The sequence below is a fragment of the Mycobacterium sp. TY814 genome (assembly GCF_030755175.1).
Classification (GTDB): domain Bacteria; phylum Actinomycetota; class Actinomycetes; order Mycobacteriales; family Mycobacteriaceae; genus Mycobacterium.
This window is the reverse complement of the sequence record NZ_JAUFRY010000004.1, coordinates 86658-104091: the sequence shown is the minus strand read 5'-3', so window position 1 is coordinate 104091 and position 17434 is coordinate 86658. Positions and strand designations below refer to the sequence as shown.

Here is a 17434-nt window from a genome sequence, read left to right as displayed (position 1 = left end):
CGATCACCGCATACGGGGATTAATCGCGATGGTCGATTATGGACTTCTGCCGCCCGAGATCAACTCCGGGCGCATATATGCGGGACCGGGGGCCGGGCCGATGTTGGCTGCCGCAGCGGCATGGAGTGGCCTCGCCGGCGACTTCGAGGTCGCCGCGGCGGGCCATCGGTCGGTGGTCGCCGAGCTCACCAACGGGCCGTGGCTGGGGCCTGCGTCTGAGTCGCTGCTGTCGGCAGTGACGCCGTTCATCGCCTGGCTGGATAGCAGCGCGGCTGAGGCCGGTCAGGCCGCGGGTCAGGCGTTCGCGGCTGCGGCCGCCTTCGACACGGCATTCGCGGCGTCGATTCCGCCTCCGGTGATCGCGGCCAACCGTGCGCTGCTGGCGGCATTGGTTGCGACCAACATTCTGGGCCAGAACACGCCGGCGATCGCGGCAACCGAGGCTCTCTACCTCGAGTTCTGGGCTCAGGACGCGGCGGCGATGTACAACTACGCGGGCAGCTCGGCGGCGGCGACGCAGCTGACCGAGTTGCCCCAGCCCGCCGAGGCGACGGACCCCGGCGCTCTGGTTGACCAAGCCATTGCCGGCTTCAAGGGTGCAGGCCAGGCGGTTCAGGCCCAACTGAACAGCGTGGGAGCGCAGCTGATGCCCCGGGTGGGCGACCTGCTGCAAACACTCTCGTCGCCGCTGAATGGCCAATTCACGGCGATCGACCAGTGGCTCGTGGCCAACACGCCGCTTGACGACCTCGTGCCGCTCTACAGCAAATACATCTCGCCGTACATGAGTGCCTTCGCGCAGGGTCTGCAAGACACTCTCTTCGTCGGCGATGAAGTAGCGGGCTTCTCCAAGCTCGGCAGCGTCGCCAATGACCTGTTCACGACCGCGCAGGCTGCGGAAAAGGCGGCGCAGGCCGCGGCTGCGGCCGCGCCCAAACTGTCGAGCAGCGTGGGTGGCGTGGCCGCGGGGCTGGGCAGGGCTGTCCCGCTCAGCAGCGGACTGTCGGTACCGGTGAGTTGGACGTCGGCGACCGCCCAGGCCGGATCCGGAGTGACAGCGATCGGCAATGCCACCTCGATCTCGGCAGCGGCGGAAGGGGCGGTCGGCAGCAGCATGCCGGTGGCGCCGCCATTCGGGCAGTTCGTCAATGCCGGCAACGGCCGCCGTACCCCCGCGTACGGGCACCGCCTGACGTTCATGACGAGGCCGCCGGCGGCCGGCTAGCCCGCCCGGAAGGCTAGATCCCGAAGACCTGCACGCTCGCCCAGAGGGCGAGCACCGCCACCATGAGGCGGCGGCTACAAGCCGAGCCGGGAGTACTCGCGCGCGCCATCGCCGCACCGGCCGCCTCGAACAGGCCCTCGTCGTTGCACAGCCTGGCAAGCACCAGAACCGCACCCGGGAAAGCGAGGATCAGCAGCAGCGTCTATGCCCAGGGGTCTTCGCGGCGAAAGACCGTGGGTAGCTGCAGTTCAACTCCATCCCGCGCAGCCAGCTCGTCCAGCATTCGCATCGAGACGTTCAAATCGTCGCCCGCAAAAGGCAAGGCCCGCAACGGCTCTGTCAGCGGGCGGAAGAAGTCGTCCCAATGGATACCGACGACACGGCGCGCGCCGACGGCCCGCACCGTCTGATCCCAGTATTCGGTGATGTAGGACCGCGGCTGCAATCCGAGCTGCCCAACGCTGAGATAAGCGACATCGGCACTCGTGCCGTCGAGGGCACCCGGGACATAGCCGGCGCTGCCCTGAATAAGCACCCGCCGGCCCGACGGCCGGTGGTGGATGAGTGTCGACCATGACTCCCCGCAGCGGTATGCGGACGCTTTCACCGGCGGCTTGACCGGCGCGCTGATCGCGCCGGGGAACCGGTCGGGCGGGCAGTGGTGTGACTCGATCAGCGTTACGTCGAAGGCGCCCAAACTCATTGGCGCACCGGACACCGCGACGACGATCTGCTCGGCCGGGAGTCCGTATCCACGGCCCAGGTTGGCTGCCGACTCGCCGCCGATCAGCTTGGCCCTGGTGCGGTCGGCCACCAGGGCGGAGTCCAGCGCGTGGTCGATGTGGGTGTGCACGGGAATGACCGCGTCGAGCCGGGATACCTTGGCCCTCGCCAGACATCCGTCGACGCGGGCCGGTGACGGCGCCACCTTCCCGGCTGCTACCGCCGCCAGGCCGGGGCGGGAGAAATAGCCGTCGGTCATCAACGCCGAGTTGCCGTCGTCGACGATTATCGTGGCAACCCCCATCCAGGTCACCCAGAGCGGTGAATGATCTTCTGCCGGAGGAACATTGAAGCGTTCAGCATGCTGCGAGAGGTCGGGACGCCCGAGTTTCAGTCGCATCAGCAGAAGGCTCCGATCTCGACCCCTGCGGTGCGGAGCTGCTCGTGCACGGCCGTCGCAATCTGCACGGCTCCGGGCGAATCACCATGCACGCAAACCGATTCCGCGGTGACCCGCAGCACCGTTCCGTCGGTCGCGGTCACCTCGCCGGCATTGACCATGTTCACCACCCGGCGTGCGATGACCGCCGGATCACCCAGCACCGCACCGGGTTCCCGGCGGGGAACCAGAGTGCCGTCGGGTTGGTAGGCGCGGTCGGCGAACACCTCGGCGACCGTGCGCAGGCCCCGGCGTCCGGCTTCCTCGAAGAACGCCGAACCCGCCATGCCCAGCACCGGCAACGAGGCATCCACCGTCGCTACCGCTTCGGCGACCGCGGCCGCTTGATCGCGATGCGAGACGATCGAGTTGTACAGCGCCCCATGGGGCTTGACGTAGGCCACCGTCGAGCCGGCGGCCTGCGCGATGGCCTGCAGGGCACCGATCTGGAAGACGACGTCGGCCAGCAGGTCCTCGGCAGAGACGTCGATGAACCGTCGGCCGAACCCGGCCAGGTCGTGGTAGCTCACCTGTGCGCCGATTCGCACGCCGCGCTCGGCGGCCGACCGGCATACCCGCAGCAGGCCGGCCGGGTCGCCGGCGTGAAAGCCGCACGCCACGTTGGCGCTGCTGACGATGCCGAGCATGGCGTCGTCGTCGCCGAGTTGCCAGACCCCGAATCCTTCGCCGAGGTCGGCGTTGAGGTCGATGCGGGCCACCTGGCCAGCTTAGAAGGCCGGGCCGGCTACAGCTTGGCGACCTTGGTGGCAATCTGGCCGGCGATCTGGGTCGCCGACGGACCGCTGATGTCATAAGCGCAGGTGACGACGTCGATGGCAAGGTTGTTGCGCACGGTCAGGGCACGCTGACAGGTCCAGCCGTCCCCGCCCTCCTGGACCTGCGAGCTGGTCAGCATGCCGTTGTCGTTGGTCACGTCGCCCACCGACCAGACGGTGGCGGGCTGGTTGGGGCTGACGTCGTTGAACCGGCGGTTGGAACACGACTTCCAGCTCTGCACCGAGGACTTGAAGAAGTTGCCGGCCTCCTGGGCGTCGGGAAAAGCGACCACCGCCTGAATCGCGTAGTGCTTGCGCTTCTTGGAGTCGTCGATGCTGTCGTCGAGACGCTGGCCGCGCATCGACGTCCACCCGGTGCCCTCGTAGACCCTGCCCTGCGCGGCGCCGTCGACGGCCAGGCAGTTCTTGTCGTTCACGTTCTTGCTCCAGTCCCACATCACCTTGGCGTTGAACCAGACCTTCATCGACGTGGCGCCGAGCGCGCTGTTGATCTGGCTGGCGTCCAGCATCAGGTCGTCGAGCGCACTCACCGGTATCGGTGTCTGGTTGGCCAGGCCGGCCTTCTCCCCGGCGACAGCGTTGCCGTCGACGACGTCGGTGCAACCGGCCAGGAGCATGCATGCACCGGCCAGCACCGCGATCTGTAAGCGCACTGGATCCCCCATCCCGCGCCCCCGTTGGCGAGCGTTCTACCAGCTTAAATGCTGCTCAGCGGCGTCGCCCGAGTAACCAGCAAAACACGTAGATGACGAAGGAGATGGTGGCCACGAACACCGACACCGGAACACCCGGCGCCAGCGACAACACGATTCCGCCGACCGCTGCGAGCTCGGCGAACACCACCGACGTGGCGATCGCGGCAGCGGGCGCGCTCACCACGCGGGCGGCCGCCGCGGCCGGAGTGATCAGCAACGACATCACCAGCAGCGCCCCCACGATCTGGACGGCCTGCGCAGCCACCACCCCCACCAGTGCGGCGAACACGACGCCCAGCATGCGCACCGGCACGCCTCGGGCGGCCGCCACGTCCGGGTCGACCGTGGCGAACAACAGGGGGCGGTAGCAGAGGCCCAGTGCCACCATCACCAGAGCGCACACCACCGCCAGCATCAACAGGCCGGAGTAGCCGACCCCGACTATCTGACCGGTGAGCAATGCGAAGCTGGTCCCGGTGCGGCCCGGGTAGAGGTGGATGAACAGCACAGCCAGGCCCAGACCGAAGGCCAGCACCACTCCGATCACCGAGTCGCGCTCCCGCGCACGCTGACCCAGAATGCCGAACAGCGCTGCCGCCAGCGCACTGCCGACCAGGGCCCCGATCCCCACCTCGAAGCCGGCCAGCAACGCGAATGCCGCTCCGGTCAGCGACAATTCGGCCGAGCCGTGCACCGCGAACGACATCTGCCGCATTACGATGAACGGCCCGATCAGCCCGGCGACCAAACCCAGCAGGACCCCCGCGAGCAGGGCCTGCTGCACGAAGTCATGCCGGAGCAGATGGGCGGTCAGGTCGAAGGCGAACAGGTGGTCGAGCATTTCGGTCAGGCGCTCGTTCATCAGGCCTCGCCGTCCGGGGCGCCGACGACGAAGTAGCGGTCCTTCACTTTGACCACGTCGATGTCAGCCCGGTAGAGCTCGGACAGCGTCTGCGCCGTCATCACCTGGTCGACGCTGCCGATCCGAAAACGGCCGTCGACCAGGTACAGCACCCGAGCCACGTACGGCAGTATCGGATTCAGTTCGTGGGTGACGACGATGACAGCGGTCCCGACGTCACGCCGGCGCCGATTGATCAGCTCCGCGACCAGTTTGGCGTTGGCCGGGTCCAGGGTCAGCAGCGGTTCGTCGCACAGCAGCAGCGCCGGGTCGCTGACCAGCGCCTGCGCGATACGCAGCCGCTGCAGTTCGCCACCGGACATCAGACCCACCCGCCTGTCGGCCAGTCCTTCACCGTTGACCTGGCGCAGGGCCAGTCGGACGGCGTCGCGACGGCGGGCCCGGTGTGCGGCGCGCACCGGCAACGTGCCCCACCGATGCCCGTCCACGCCGAGACCGACCAGGTCGCGTCCGCGCAGCATCACCTCCCGATCGATCGGATGGTGTTGCGGCACATACCCGACCGGGCCGTGGACTTTCGCCACCCCGGCACTCAGCGGCTGCTGTCCGAGCAACACCTTGAGCAGTGAGGTCTTGCCGGTTCCGTTGGGTCCGAGCACCGCTACGAATTCACCGGCCGCCACCGACAGGTCGAGGTGGTCCCAGAGCACCCGGTCGCCGAAGGCCAGCCGGGCACCAGACAGCGCGACTACTTCACGGCTCGCGGATGCCAGCTGCCCGACTGCGGCGGGACGGCTCACGGATGTCACGTGTCAGCTGCCGGTCTGCAGCGCCGTCGTCAACTGGGTGACGGTATTGCGCTGCCAGGTCAGGTAATCGGATCCGGTGGGCAGGGTCTCGGACACCTCGGTCACCGGCACACCGGCGTGCCGGGCGGCGGCCTGCAGGTCGGCCGTTGCTGCGGTCGCGGTCTGCGGATTGATCAATAGCGCCACCACCTCCCGGCGGTTGATCAGGTCCAGGGCGGAGGCCATGTCGGCAGGGGCGGGATCGGCGTCGTTCTCGTTGGCCGCCGCGAAACCGACGGGGGTGCGATTGATCAGTCCCGCGGCGGCGAGTAGGTAATGCACGACGGGCTCGGTGGCGATGACGCCGGCGGACGGATGCGCGGTGGCGATCGCGCGCTCTGAGGTGGCGATCGCGTCGGCGCCGCGCCCGAATTGGGCGGCGTTGGCGCGGTATTGCGCAGAGTCGGGCGGGTCGATCATCGCCAGCCGCTCCGCGATGGCGATGGCCACCGCTTTGGCGACGGCGAGGTTGTAGAACACGTGCTCGTCGGGTGCCTCGCTCACCGGACCCAGAAAGGAGTAGGCGTCGATGGCATGGATCCCGGGATGTCCGGCCAGCACCCGGTCGACCCACGGGTCGTACCCACCGCCGTTGTAGACCACGAGATCGGCGTCGGCGAGCGTCGCCGCGTCGGCGGGGGTCGCCTGGTAGGAGTGAGGATCGGCGTCGGGTCCGGTCAGGATGGATTTGACGGCGATGTGCCCGCCGGCAACTGCGCGTGCCACGCTGCCCCAGACTTCCGTGGAGGCCACCACCGCGACCGCCCCCGGGTGCTCCGGACCACTGCCGGCGGCGCAGGCTGTCAGGGCGGTGCAGCCCGTCAGTGCGGCGCAGCAGAGCAGGCTGAGCGCAAGCCACTTCCGCACGTCGCATCCTCTCGCCAGGCCGGTTGGCCGACCCATAATACTAATGAAAATCGTTTCCATTAGAAAGTCGGTCGATGCGACCGGCGGTATGCGTTGTAGCGTCACCGAACGTGAGTCCCACACCGCGCAGGCGGGCGACTCTGGCGTCGTTGGCAGCCGAGCTCAAAGTGTCGCGCACCACGATCTCGAACGCCTTCAACCGGCCAGATCAGCTCTCGCCAGAACTCCGTGACCGGGTGTTCGCCACGGCCAAGCGGCTGGGCTATGCGGGACCCGACCCGGTGGCGCGCTCGCTGCGCACCCGCAAGGCCGGCGCGGTGGGTCTGGTGATGACCGAGCCGCTGACCTATTCCTTCAGTGACCCGGCGGCGCGCGACTTCGTGGCAGGCGTGGCGCAATCGTGCGAAGAGCTGGGCCAGGGCCTGCTCTTGGTGGCGGTGGGTCCCAATCGCAGCATCGAGGACGGGACGTCGGCGGTGCTGGGGGCCGGGGTGGACGGGTTCGTGGTGTATTCGGTGCGCGATGACGATCCCTATCTGCAGGTGGTCCTGCAGCGGCGGCTGCCGGTGGTGGTGGTCGATCAGCCCGTGGACCTGCCGGGGGTGTCCCGGGTCGGCATCGACGACCGGGCGGCCATGCGCGAGATGGCCGAGTACGTGCTGAGTCTGGGGCACCGGGAGATCGGGCTGCTGACCATGCGGCTGGGCCGGGACCGGCGTCAGGGCCTGGTGGACGCCGAGCGGCTGAAGTCGCCGACCTTCGACGTGCAGCGGGAACGGATCATCGGTGTCTGGGAGGCGATGACGGCCGCCGGAGTGGATCCCGACTCGCTCACCGTGGTGGAGAGCTACGAGCACCTGCCGACCTCCGGCGGCGACGCCGCCAAGGTGGCATTGGAGGCCAATCCGCGCATCACCGCGCTGATGTGCACCGCCGACATCCTCGCCTTATCGGCGATGGATTACCTTCGCGCACATGGCATTTACGTTCCGGGGCAGCTGACGGTCACCGGATTCGACGGTGTCGATGACGCGCTGAGCCGCGGCCTGACCACGGTCGCGCAGCCCAGCCTGCAGAAGGGCCGCCGGGCCGGCGAACTAGTGCTCAAGCCGCCGCGGTCCGGGTTGCCTGCGGTCGAACTGCTCCCCACCGAACTGATCCGGGGACGCACCTCGGGACCGCCCGCCTAGCCGAACTGTCGCGACCCGCTAGCCAGATGGTCGCGACCCGCAGCGACCGGCCTACGGCCGCTCTTGCGATCGCGACTAGCCAGATGGTCGCGACCCGCAGCGACCGGCCTACGGCCGCTCTTGCGATCGCGACTAGCCAGATGGTCGCGACCCGCAGCGACCGGCCTACGGCCGCTCTTGCGATCGCGACTAGCCAGATGGTCGCGACCCGCAGCGACCGGCCTACGGCCGCTCTTGCGATCGCGACTAGCAGTTCTCGTGATCGCCGATCAGCAGGCGCACGGCAAGATCGAGTCGCTTGCTCACGTCGGTGGCCGAGGCGCGCCGGGTGAGCCAGGCCAGCAGGTTGGACAGCCACACGTCCGAGATCACCCGGGCGATGTGGTACTGGTCCTCGGTCGGTTCGCCGTCGCTCATGGCCCGGGCGAACATGCTGTCGATCAGCTTCTCCACCTGGTCCACTTCGCTGGCCGCCGACGCGTCGGCGAACACGTACGCGCGCGTCATCGCCTCGGTCAGCAGCGGATTGCGCTGCATGGCGCGATTGAGCTTGCCCACCATGAAGCTCAGTCGCTCGAACGGCGTGCCGCCCGCCATTGCCGAACGGTCGGTCTTGGCGTCGATGCGGCTGAACTCGCGGCCCAGGGCCGACACCAGCAGGTGCACCTTCGACGGGAAGTACCGGTAGAGCGTCCCCACCGCCACGTCGGCGCGGTCGGCCACGGCACGCATCTGCACCGCCTCGTAGCCGCCCTTGGACGCAATGGCCATGGTGGCGTCCAGGATCCGCTTGCGGCGCTCGCGTTGTGCTTCCGAGCCCAGCTCGGATTCAGCCAGTACGGCCATGTTCACAACCTCGCGCGGTTGGCCGTCGGGCGACATGTGGAAGGCAGCTCCTCGTGCGGGCGATTCGATCGCAAACGATACGCATTCTTCGCGTAAATCTCCCACCTCCCCATCGCCGGGCCAACGTCGTGTACTGGCCTGATGGCCACCGACTTGACGGTTGATTGTTTCCACTATTAGAACACGTTCTAGTGTGGAGGAAAGATATCTTGGTATGTGAATTTGATGACGCGGAGGACTGCTGGTGGTAGCGACCGTCACCGATGAACAGTTCGCGGCTCGCGAGCTGGTGCGCGACTGGGCCCGCAGCGCGGCGTCGGGGGAGACCGCGAGCGCGGCCGTACGCGCCGTGGAGCAGGGCGACCCGCAAGCGTGGCGCCCGTTGTTCGCCGCGCTTGCCGACCTCGGGCTTTTCGGTGTCGCGGTCGCCGAGGACGACGGCGGCGCCGGTGGCAGCATCGCGGACCTCTGCGCGATGGTCGAGGAAGCCGCCAAGGCGCTGGTGCCGGGACCGGTCGCCACGACCGCGCTGGCAACCCTGGTCGTCACCGATACCGAGCTGCTGGGCGCGCTGATGGCCGGTGAACGCTTCGCCGGACTGGCGCTCGAGGGCGACGTGTCGGTGGACGGGCAGGCGGCGTCCGGTTCGGTTCCCTGGGCGCTGGGCGCCGCGACGGGTGGAGTGCTGTTGTTGCCCGCCGGCGATACCTGGGTGCTCGTCGACCTGGACGCCGACGGCGTGGCGCTGGAACCGTTGGCGGCCGCCGACTTCTCCCGGCCGCTGGCCCGGGTGGAGCTGACGTCGGTGCCTGCCACGGTGATCGAGGCTCCCGGCCTGCGTGACCTGGCCGCGACTCTGTTGGCGGCCGAAGCCGCCGGGGTGACCCGGTACGCGCTGGAAACCGCGGTCGCTTACGCGAAGGTTCGTGAGCAGTTCGGCAAGCCCATCGGCAGCTTCCAGGCCATCAAGCACATCTGCGCGGAGATGCTGTGCCGCGCGGAGCAGGCCGAGGTGGCCGCCAGTGATGCAGCCAGGGCGGCGTCCGATCCGGATTCCTCGCAGTTCGCGATCGCGGCCGCCGCGGCCGCGAGCATCGGGATCGCCGCGGCCAAGGCCAACGTCAAAGACTGCATCCAGGTGCTCGGCGGAATCGGCTGCACCTGGGAACACGACGCGCATCTCTATCTGCGTCGCGCGCACAGCATCAGCCGGTTCTTGGGTGGTCTGGAGCACTGGCAGCGCAGAGTCGCCGCGCTGACCCAGGACGGTGTGCGGCGCAAACTGTCCGTCGACCTGACCGAGGTCGAGGGGCAACGCGCGGAGATCGCGGCTGCGGTCGCCGACGTGGCTGCGTTGCCCGTCGAGAAACGACAGGTCGCGCTGGCCGAAGCTGGGCTGCAGGCGCCGCACTGGCCGGCGCCCTACGGGCGGGGAGCGGGGCCGGCCGAGCAGTTGTTGATCGACGAGGAGATGGCCTCGGCGGGCGTCGAGCGGCCGGATCTGGTGATCGGGTGGTGGGCGGCGCCGACCATCCTCGAGCACGGCACGCCTGAGCAGATCGAGCGCTTCGTCCCCGCCACCCTGCGTGGTGACTTCCTGTGGTGCCAGCTGTTCTCCGAGCCGGGCGCCGGTTCGGACCTGGCGTCGCTGCGCACCAAGGCCGTGCGTGGGGACGGTGGGTGGCTGCTCACCGGGCAGAAGGTCTGGACGTCGGCCGCACAGAAGGCTGCCTGGGGGGTCTGCCTCGCCCGGACCGACCCCGAGGTGCCGAAACATAAAGGCATCACCTATTTTTTGGTCGATATGAAGTCGCCGGGCATCGAGATCCGGCCACTGCGCGAGATCACCGGCGACTCGTTGTTCAACGAGGTCTTCCTGGACAACGTGTTCGTCCCCGACGAGATGGTGGTCGGCTCGGTCAACGACGGCTGGCGGCTGGCCCGCACCACGCTGGCGAACGAGCGAATCGCCATGGCGACCGGAACCGCGCTGGGCAATCCGATGGAAGAGCTGCTCCGGGTGTTGTCTGAGATGGATCTCGATGCGGCGCAACAGGATCGGCTGGCCCGGTTGATCCTGCTGGCGCAGGCCGGGGCGCTGCTCGATCAGCGCATTGCGATGTTGGCCGTCGGTGGGAAGGATCCCGGGGCGCAGTCCAGCGTGCGGAAGCTGATCGGGGTGCGCTACCGGCAGGAGCTCGCCGAATTCACCATGGACGTGTCCGAGGGCGGCGGGTTGGTGCACAACCGTGCGGTGTTCGACTTCCTCAACACGAGGTGTCTGACGATCGCCGGAGGTACCGAGCAGATCTTGTTGACGGTGGCTGCCGAACGGTTGCTGGGGTTGCCGCGGTAGGTCTCTAGGCGGTTGCTGTTCGCCGAGCCTGTAGATGTGGTGGGCTTTACACGCACTTTCGCTGCGGATTTACAGGGTCGGTGGGGCTGTCGTACCCCGAAGCCACTATCAAGGCCATGTCGGCAAACGTGTTCAGAGGCAGTGAGGCGATCGCACGGGGAGATTTGACCCGACACGAGTTGCGACGGTGGTATCGCCGGATCTTCCCCGGAATTTATAGCCCGGCGGGACAACAGCTTTCGCTGCGAGAACGGACCTTTGCGGCATGGTTGTGGTCGCAGCAGCGTGGGGTCGTCGCCGGGGTGGCGGCGTCGGCATTGCATGGCGCGCAGTGGGTCGACGCCGATGTGCCCATCGAGTTGGTCTGCCCCAGCACCAGGCCACCAGCTGGCATCGCTGCTCGTGAGCAGACCTTGGCGGATGACGAAGTCACTCGGATAGCCGGCCTGCCGGTCACAACGTTGATCCGAACGGCGTACGACCTGGGGCGCCTTTTGCCGCGGGATCAGTCGATAACACGGCTGGATGCTTTGATTCGCGCGACGCGGTTCTCCCCTGACGCTGTGCTCAGGTTGTCGGAGCGGTACCCGGCAGCACGCGGCATCCGAAGGTTGAGGGCCGCCATGGATCTTCTCGACGGCGGCGCCGCGTCGCCGAAGGAAACCGAACTTCGCCTGTTACTGATCGATGCGGGCTTTCCGAGGCCGGTCACCCAGATCCCGATCGTCGTCAACTTTCACACTCTAGCCCTGCTCGACATGGGGTGGCCGGAGTTCGGCGTGGCGGCCGAGTATGACGGCGACGAACACCGGAGCTCACGCCCGCGCTACGTCTGGGACCAGAAACGGCTGCGCAAGCTGCAGGACTTGGGCTGGATCGTGGTGCGCGTCATCGGCGAGGACACACGCGAAGAAGTCATCGAACGCGTCCGGCGGGCACTGGTTGGGCGGGGATGGCGACCGCAGAGGGCGAAGGCGCTGGCGGGGTAGCCCGCGCACTGTGCCCTGTCGCGGAGTCGGTTTCGCCGAGGCTGTAATTCTGCAGCTGTTTACTCGTACTTTCGCTGCCTTTTTACAGGCTGGAGGAGCGGATTGCCTTGTCACGGGCCGCACGACAGCAAGGCGACCTAGGAGAAATTCGTCTGCGCGCAGGTGCTCGGCGAAGTCAGGTTGACGCCCGAGTACACCACCTGCATATGGGTGCACACGAAGACCATCACGTTGGTCATCGGCTGGCCGGTCGCCCAGCTCGTCGAGTCGATGACGCCAGTGGTCTGGTACTTGTCCGGCGGTCCCTCGCCGAAGTAGACGGTGGTGATCACGTCGCCCCCGCCGGTCTTCATCACCCGCTCGAACTGGCTGGTGGCATGGGCATCCAGATAGGCCACCCGGCTGTTGGAGCGGATCTCGGTGGTTTGGCGCGCCCAAAGCCCGGGCGGGAAGCCGGCCGGGCCGTCGGGTGTCATCAGGTTTGCTCCCGCGACGAAGTCGCAGCTGCCATTGCCATGGCAGTCGACGAAGCTGTGCGTCTGAATCTGGGTGGCGTCATCCACCGGGAAGAGCGTGGTCGCGGTATTGCTGGCGGCCAAAGCCATTGGAGCGGGCGCCAACGCGATCAGCAGCCCGCCCAGCGCCAGACCCGGTAACAGCCGCTTCATCCTGCTCCCCTTCCCGCCGATTCCCACGCAGAACTTATCCCCGCGACTACTCGTCGTAGGTCACTTCTACCGAATCAGATTCCGGGTGAGATTGACAGGCCAGAATTAGCCCGTCGTCGATGTCCTGCTGTTCGAGCACGTCGTTGACCTCCATGCTCACTTTGCCGCTGCGCAAAGTGACGGCGCAGGCGCCGCAGTGGCCCTCCCGGCAGGAGAACGGAGCGTCCAGGCCCTGGGCGAGCAGTACGTCGAGCAGTTTGGCGCTGCGCGGCCAGGGCACGGTGTGGGTCTCGCCGTCGAGTTCCACCACGGCGGTGGCCGGCGCCTCGTCACCGTCGTCCTCGATTTTCACGGCCGCGAACGGATCGGACTCCAGCGACTTGAACACCTCGATGTGCACCTGCTGCGCAGGCACTTTCAGCGTCTCCAGCGCCACGCGCGCCGCCTCCATGAACGGCCCCGGCCCGCAGATGAAGGCAGGGCGGCCGGTGAACGGCGCCGCCAGCGCCGCCAGCGCGGCCGCGCTCGGCAGGCCCTGCAGCGATTCCAGCCAGTGCACGACGGTCAGCCGGTCCGGGTACATGGCAGCCAGCTCGCGCAGCGCCTCCCCGAAGATGACCGAGCGGTCGTCCCGGTTGGCGTAGACCAGCGTCACCCGCCCGCTGCCTTCGGACAACGCCGACTTGCAGATGGACATGATCGGGGTGATCCCGCTGCCCGCGGCGAGTAGCAGGAAATCGTCGTCCAGCGTCTTGGGCACAAAGGTGCCCGAAGGGGCGAGCACGTGGATGCGCATGCCCTTGTGCGCGTGGTCGCACAGCCAGTTGGACGCGTAGCCGTCCGCCGTCCGCTTGACCGTCACGGTCAGCGAGTCGTCGGTGAACGGCGAGCTGCACAGTGAGTAGCAGCGCGCCACCGAGCCGGTGCGGTCGCTGGGCACCCGCAGCGTCAGAAACTGGCCGGGGGCATAACGCAGCCGTTCGGCCGGGACGGGTGCATCGCCGGGTGCCTCGAACACCAGCGACCGTGCGTCGTCGGTTTCGGCGACAACCTCGGCGATCTGCAGCTCCAGGACATGGTCGCCCAGCGGCTCGTCGGGTGCTTGGTCCAGATCCGCCTCGGTCAAGGCGCTTCCTCTCTTCGGTCTCAACTAGAACATGTTATAGAAAACCCGATTCGCATCTCTACCAGCCGCAGGAATACCCTGCTCGACACAAATCGGAACGTGTTCTAGTCTTTGTGTAAGTCGGCACTCCCAGGAGGCATACGTCAGTGACCACTATTCAACAGCGTGATGCGCAGACGGTCCTAGCTGCCATCGATGATCTGCTGCCGCGGATCCGGGAGCGCGCTCAGGCCACCGAAGATCGGCGCCGCCTGCTGGACGAGACGGTGCAGGAACTGGACGAGGTCGGTTTCTTCACCCTGCTGCAGCCCGAGCAGTGGGGCGGCCTGCAGTGCGAACCCGCACTGTTCTTCGAGGCCGTGCGCCGGCTGGCCAGCGCCTGCGGGTCCACCGGCTGGGTCAGCTCGATCCTCGGGGTGCACAACTGGCACATGGCGCTGTTCGACCAGCAGGCCCAGGAAGAGGTCTGGGGCGACGACTCCCGGACGCGCATCTCGTCGTCTTATGCGCCGATGGGCGCCGGAGTGGTCGTCGACGGCGGCTACCTGGTCAACGGGGCGTGGAACTGGTCCTCCGGCTGTGACCACGCCACCTGGGCCTTCCTCGGCGGACCGGTGATCAAGGACGGACGCCCTGTCGACTTCGGCAGCTTCCTGATCCCCCGCTCCGAGTACCGCATCGACGACGTGTGGCACGTCGTCGGTCTGAAGGGCACCGGCAGCAACACCGTGGTCGTCAAGGATGTCTTCGTGCCCCGGCACCGCTTCCTGTCGTACAAGGCGATGAACGACGGCACCGCCGGTGGTTACCAGACCAATACCGCGCCGGTCTACAGAATGCCTTGGGGCACAATGCACCCCACCACCATTTCGGCACCGATCGTGGGCATGGCCTACGGGGCCTACGAGGCGCACGTCGAGCACCAGGGCAAGCGGGTGCGTGCGGCGTTCGCCGGCGAGAAGGCCAAGGACGACCCGTTCGCCAAGGTGCGCATCGCCGAGGCGGCCAGTGACATCGACGCCGCATGGCGTCAGTTGCGCGGCAACGTCGCCGAAGAGTTCGAGCTCTTGCAGGCCGGCAGGGAGATCCCGTTCGAACTGCGTGCCCGCGCCCGGCGCGACCAGGTGCGCGCCACCGGGCGCGCGATCGCCTCGATCGATCGGCTGTTCGAGGCCTCCGGTGCCACCGCCCTTGCCAGTGACGCACCGGTGCAACGCTTCTGGCGTGACGCGCACGCCGGCCGGGTGCACGCCGCCAACGACCCCGAGCGGGCCTACGTAATCTTCGGGAACAACGAGTTCGGGCTGCCGCCCGGCGACACGATGGTATGACCGCCACCGCAGAAGTCACGTTCGAATCCACTTCGCGCACTGCGGAAGTCGACGTCGACGGGCCGCTGAAGCTGCACTATCACGAAGCCGGCGTCGGTAACGACCAGGCGGTGGTGCTGCTGCACGGCGGCGGTCCGGGCGCGTCGAGCTGGTCGAACTTCTCCCGCAACATCGCGGTGCTCGCCGAGCGGTTCCACGTGCTGGCGGTCGACCAGCCGGGCTACGGGCACTCCGACAAGCGGGCTGAGCACGGGCAGTTCAATCGCTACGCGGCCCGCGCCCTCAAGGGCCTCTTCGACCAGCTGGAGCTGGGACGCGTTCCGCTGGTGGGTAATTCACTCGGCGGCGGCACCGCGGTGCGGTTCGCGCTGGACTACCCGGACCGGGCCGGCAAGCTGGTCCTGATGGGCCCCGGTGGTCTGAGTGTCAACCTGTTCGCACCCGACCCCACCGAGGGGGTCAAGCGGCTGGGCAAGTTCTCCATGGAGCCCACCCGGGACAACCTCGAGGCGTTCCTGCGGGTCATGGTGTACGACCAGAAGCTGATCACCCCCGAGCTGATTGACCAGCGCTTCGAGCTGGCCAGCACGCCGGAGTCGCTGCAGGCGACCCGGGCGATGGGAATGTCGTTCTCCGGCGCGGACTTCGAGCTCGGCATGATGTGGCGCGAGGTGTACAAGCTGCGCCAGCCGGTGCTGCTGATCTGGGGTCGCGAAGACCGGGTCAACCCGCTGGACGGGGCCCTGGTCGCGCTGAAAACGATTCCGCGGGCGCAGTTGCACGTGTTCGGGCAGTGCGGGCACTGGGCTCAGGTGGAGAAGTTCGACGAGTTCAACAAGCTGACCATCGATTTCTTAGGAGGTGCGAGATGAGCATCCGGTCACTGGGCTATCTGCGCATCGAGGCCACCGACATGGCCGCCTGGCGCGACTACGGCCTGAAGGTGCTCGGCATGGTCGAAGGCAAGGGGACGGTCGAGGGGGCGCTCTACCTTCGCATGGACGACTTTCCGGCCCGGCTGGTGATCGTCCCGGGCGAGCAGGACCGACTGGCCGAAGCCGGCTGGGAATGCGCCAATGCCGAAGGCCTGCAAGAGATCCGGAAGCGGCTGGAGGTGGAGGGCACCCCTTACAAGGAAGCCACCGCCGCCGAACTCGCCGAACGGCGGGTGGACGAATTGATTCTGTTCAACGACCCGTCCGGCAACCCACTGGCCGTCTTCCACGGCGCCGCCCTGGAACACCGTCGCGTGGTCAGCCCCTACGGGCATAAGTTCGTCACCGAGGAGCAGGGCCTGGGTCACGTCGTGCTGACCACCCGCGACGACGCCGAGGCGCTGCACTTCTACCGGGACGTGCTGGGCTTCAGGCTGCGCGACTCGATGCGGATGCCACCGCAGGTGGTCGGCCGGCCCGCCGACGGAGCGCCGGCCTGGCTGCGCTTCTTCGGCTGCAACCCCCGGCACCACTCGCTGGCCTTCCTGCCGATGCCGACGCCGTCGGGCATCGTGCACCTGATGGTCGAAGTGGAGAACTCCGACGACGTGGGGCTGTGCCTGGACCGCGCGCTGCGCCGCAAGGTGCCGATGTCGGCCACTCTGGGCCGGCACGTCAACGACCTGATGCTGTCCTTCTACATGAAGACACCGGGCGGCTTCGACGTCGAATTCGGTTGCGAAGGAAGGAAAGTCCAGGACGACGACTGGATTGCGCGGGAGAGCACCGCGGTGAGCCTGTGGGGTCACGACTTCACCGTCGGCATGCGTGGCTAGCCTCGAGGAATGACTGCTGCGCCGATTGACCCGCGCGCATTCCGCACCGTGCTGGGTCAGTTCTGCACCGGGATCACCATCATCACGACGGTGCACGACGACGTGCCGATCGGCTTCGCATGCCAGTCGTTCGCCGCGCTGTCGCTGGACCCACCCCTGGTGTTGTTCTGCCCCACCAAGGTGTCGCGGTCCTGGCAGGCCATCGAGGCCAGCGGACGGTTCTGCGTCAACGTGCTCACCGAGGCGCAAAAGCATGTCTCGGCCCGCTTCGGATCCAGAGAGCCCGACAAGTTCGCCGGAATCGATTGGCACACTTCGGAACTCGGATCGCCGATCATCGACGGGTCGCTGGCCTACATCGACTGCACGGTGGCGTCGGTGCACGACGGCGGTGACCACTTCGTGGTTTTCGGCGCGGTGAATTCGCTGTCCGAGGCGCCCCAGATCAAGCCGCGCCCGCTGCTGTTCTACCGCGGTTCCTATACCGGAATCGAGCCGGACAAGACGACGCCGGCGCAATGGCGAGACGACCTGGAAGCGTTTCTGACCACGACCACGGACGACACCTGGCTTTAGCCGGCGCCTGTCAATCGGCTTTACACGAGCGCCGAATTTTCATTCGACGGTTGAATTTGTCGACTACAAAACGCTGCGATTTAGTTTGCTGAAGCTGTTCCAATTCCGCTGTGACGGGGTTAACA

At 67.3% G+C, this 17434-nt stretch carries 17 protein-coding genes and 1 pseudogene; 8 read left to right on the top strand and 10 right to left on the bottom strand.

The features are described 5' to 3' along the window. Positions 1-28 precede the first annotated feature (28 nt). Positions 29-1225, top strand: coding sequence for a PPE family protein (locus tag QXH22_RS25645; RefSeq protein WP_306247289.1), 1197 nt, complete (start codon positions 29-31; stop codon positions 1223-1225). A gap of 31 nt (positions 1226-1256) precedes the next feature. Here QXH22_RS25645 and QXH22_RS25640 read toward each other — a convergent pair. The 7 genes and pseudogenes from QXH22_RS25640 to QXH22_RS25610 form a co-directional block, all read right to left on the bottom strand. Then, positions 1257-1415 (bottom strand): annotated as a pseudogene (locus tag QXH22_RS25640) (arsenic transporter); the annotation flags it as partial. Positions 1416-1427: 12 nt separating this feature from the next. Then, on the bottom strand, positions 1428-2348 hold the full coding sequence (locus tag QXH22_RS25635) for an MBL fold metallo-hydrolase (RefSeq protein ID WP_306277415.1): 921 nt from the start codon (positions 2346-2348) through the stop codon (positions 1428-1430). Continuing rightward, entirely contained in the window at positions 2348-3106 is a 759-nt protein-coding gene (locus tag QXH22_RS25630; protein WP_306247293.1) for a LamB/YcsF family protein, read from the bottom strand. Before QXH22_RS25630 ends, QXH22_RS25635 begins: the two co-directional genes overlap by 1 nt. Positions 3107-3132: 26 nt before the next feature. Continuing rightward, positions 3133-3849: a sensor domain-containing protein gene (locus tag QXH22_RS25625; RefSeq protein WP_306247295.1), complete on the bottom strand. Its 717-nt coding sequence runs from the start codon at positions 3847-3849 to the stop codon at positions 3133-3135. A gap of 43 nt (positions 3850-3892) precedes the next feature. Then, complete coding sequence (locus tag QXH22_RS25620; RefSeq protein ID WP_306247297.1) at positions 3893-4741, bottom strand: metal ABC transporter permease; 849 nt, start codon at positions 4739-4741, stop codon at positions 3893-3895. Then, a complete protein-coding gene (locus tag QXH22_RS25615; protein ID WP_306247299.1) occupies positions 4741-5541 on the bottom strand; it encodes a metal ABC transporter ATP-binding protein in 801 nt (266 codons plus the stop codon). The genes QXH22_RS25620 and QXH22_RS25615 overlap by 1 nt, the downstream gene beginning before the upstream one ends. A 12-nt stretch (positions 5542-5553) precedes the next feature. Further along, positions 5554-6492, bottom strand: a complete 939-nt coding sequence (locus QXH22_RS25610) for a metal ABC transporter solute-binding protein, Zn/Mn family (protein WP_371934317.1) — start codon at positions 6490-6492, stop codon at positions 5554-5556. Between the two features lie 74 nt (positions 6493-6566). On the opposite strand from QXH22_RS25610, the gene QXH22_RS25605 reads away from it, so the two are divergent. Beyond that, positions 6567-7646, top strand: coding sequence for a substrate-binding domain-containing protein (locus tag QXH22_RS25605; RefSeq protein WP_306247301.1), 1080 nt, complete (start codon positions 6567-6569; stop codon positions 7644-7646). Positions 7647-7892: 246 nt separating this feature from the next. Here the strand turns inward: QXH22_RS25605 and kstR are convergent, their stop codons facing one another. Then, entirely contained in the window at positions 7893-8492 is a 600-nt protein-coding gene (kstR, locus tag QXH22_RS25600) for a cholesterol catabolism transcriptional regulator KstR (RefSeq protein ID WP_055577694.1), read from the bottom strand. A 244-nt stretch (positions 8493-8736) separates the two neighbouring features. On the opposite strand from kstR, the gene QXH22_RS25595 reads away from it, so the two are divergent. Then, on the top strand, positions 8737-10848 hold the full coding sequence (locus QXH22_RS25595; protein ID WP_306247303.1) for an acyl-CoA dehydrogenase: 2112 nt from the start codon (positions 8737-8739) through the stop codon (positions 10846-10848). Positions 10849-10964: 116 nt separating this feature from the next. Then, complete coding sequence (locus QXH22_RS25590; RefSeq protein WP_306277605.1) at positions 10965-11837, top strand: hypothetical protein; 873 nt, start codon at positions 10965-10967, stop codon at positions 11835-11837. Between the two features lie 137 nt (positions 11838-11974). On the opposite strand, the gene QXH22_RS25585 is transcribed toward QXH22_RS25590, so the two are convergent. Continuing rightward, on the bottom strand, positions 11975-12505 hold the full coding sequence (locus tag QXH22_RS25585; RefSeq protein ID WP_306247307.1) for a hypothetical protein: 531 nt from the start codon (positions 12503-12505) through the stop codon (positions 11975-11977). A 46-nt stretch (positions 12506-12551) separates the two neighbouring features. Further along, positions 12552-13631: a ferredoxin--NADP reductase gene (locus tag QXH22_RS25580; RefSeq protein WP_306277414.1), complete on the bottom strand. Its 1080-nt coding sequence runs from the start codon at positions 13629-13631 to the stop codon at positions 12552-12554. Between the two features lie 146 nt (positions 13632-13777). Between QXH22_RS25580 and hsaA the strand changes: the two genes are divergently transcribed. The 4 genes from hsaA to hsaB are packed head-to-tail and all read left to right on the top strand — an operon-like array spanning position 13778 to position 17309. Continuing rightward, positions 13778-14962 carry a 3-hydroxy-9,10-secoandrosta-1,3,5(10)-triene-9,17-dione monooxygenase oxygenase subunit gene (gene hsaA / locus QXH22_RS25575; RefSeq protein WP_306247311.1) on the top strand — a complete coding sequence of 395 codons (1185 nt, stop codon included), beginning with the start codon at positions 13778-13780 and terminating at the stop codon, positions 14960-14962. Next, complete coding sequence (gene hsaD, locus QXH22_RS25570; protein WP_306247313.1) at positions 14959-15834, top strand: 4,5:9,10-diseco-3-hydroxy-5,9,17-trioxoandrosta-1(10),2-diene-4-oate hydrolase; 876 nt, start codon at positions 14959-14961, stop codon at positions 15832-15834. The genes hsaA and hsaD overlap by 4 nt, the downstream gene beginning before the upstream one ends. Next, positions 15831-16733 (top strand): iron-dependent extradiol dioxygenase HsaC, encoded by a 903-nt coding sequence (gene hsaC, locus QXH22_RS25565; protein ID WP_306247315.1) that lies wholly within the window; start codon positions 15831-15833, stop codon positions 16731-16733. Before hsaD ends, hsaC begins: the two co-directional genes overlap by 4 nt. Before the next feature lie 9 nt (positions 16734-16742). Next, entirely contained in the window at positions 16743-17309 is a 567-nt protein-coding gene (gene hsaB / locus QXH22_RS25560; protein ID WP_306277413.1) for a 3-hydroxy-9,10-secoandrosta-1,3,5(10)-triene-9,17-dione monooxygenase reductase subunit, read from the top strand. Positions 17310-17434 lie beyond the last annotated feature (125 nt).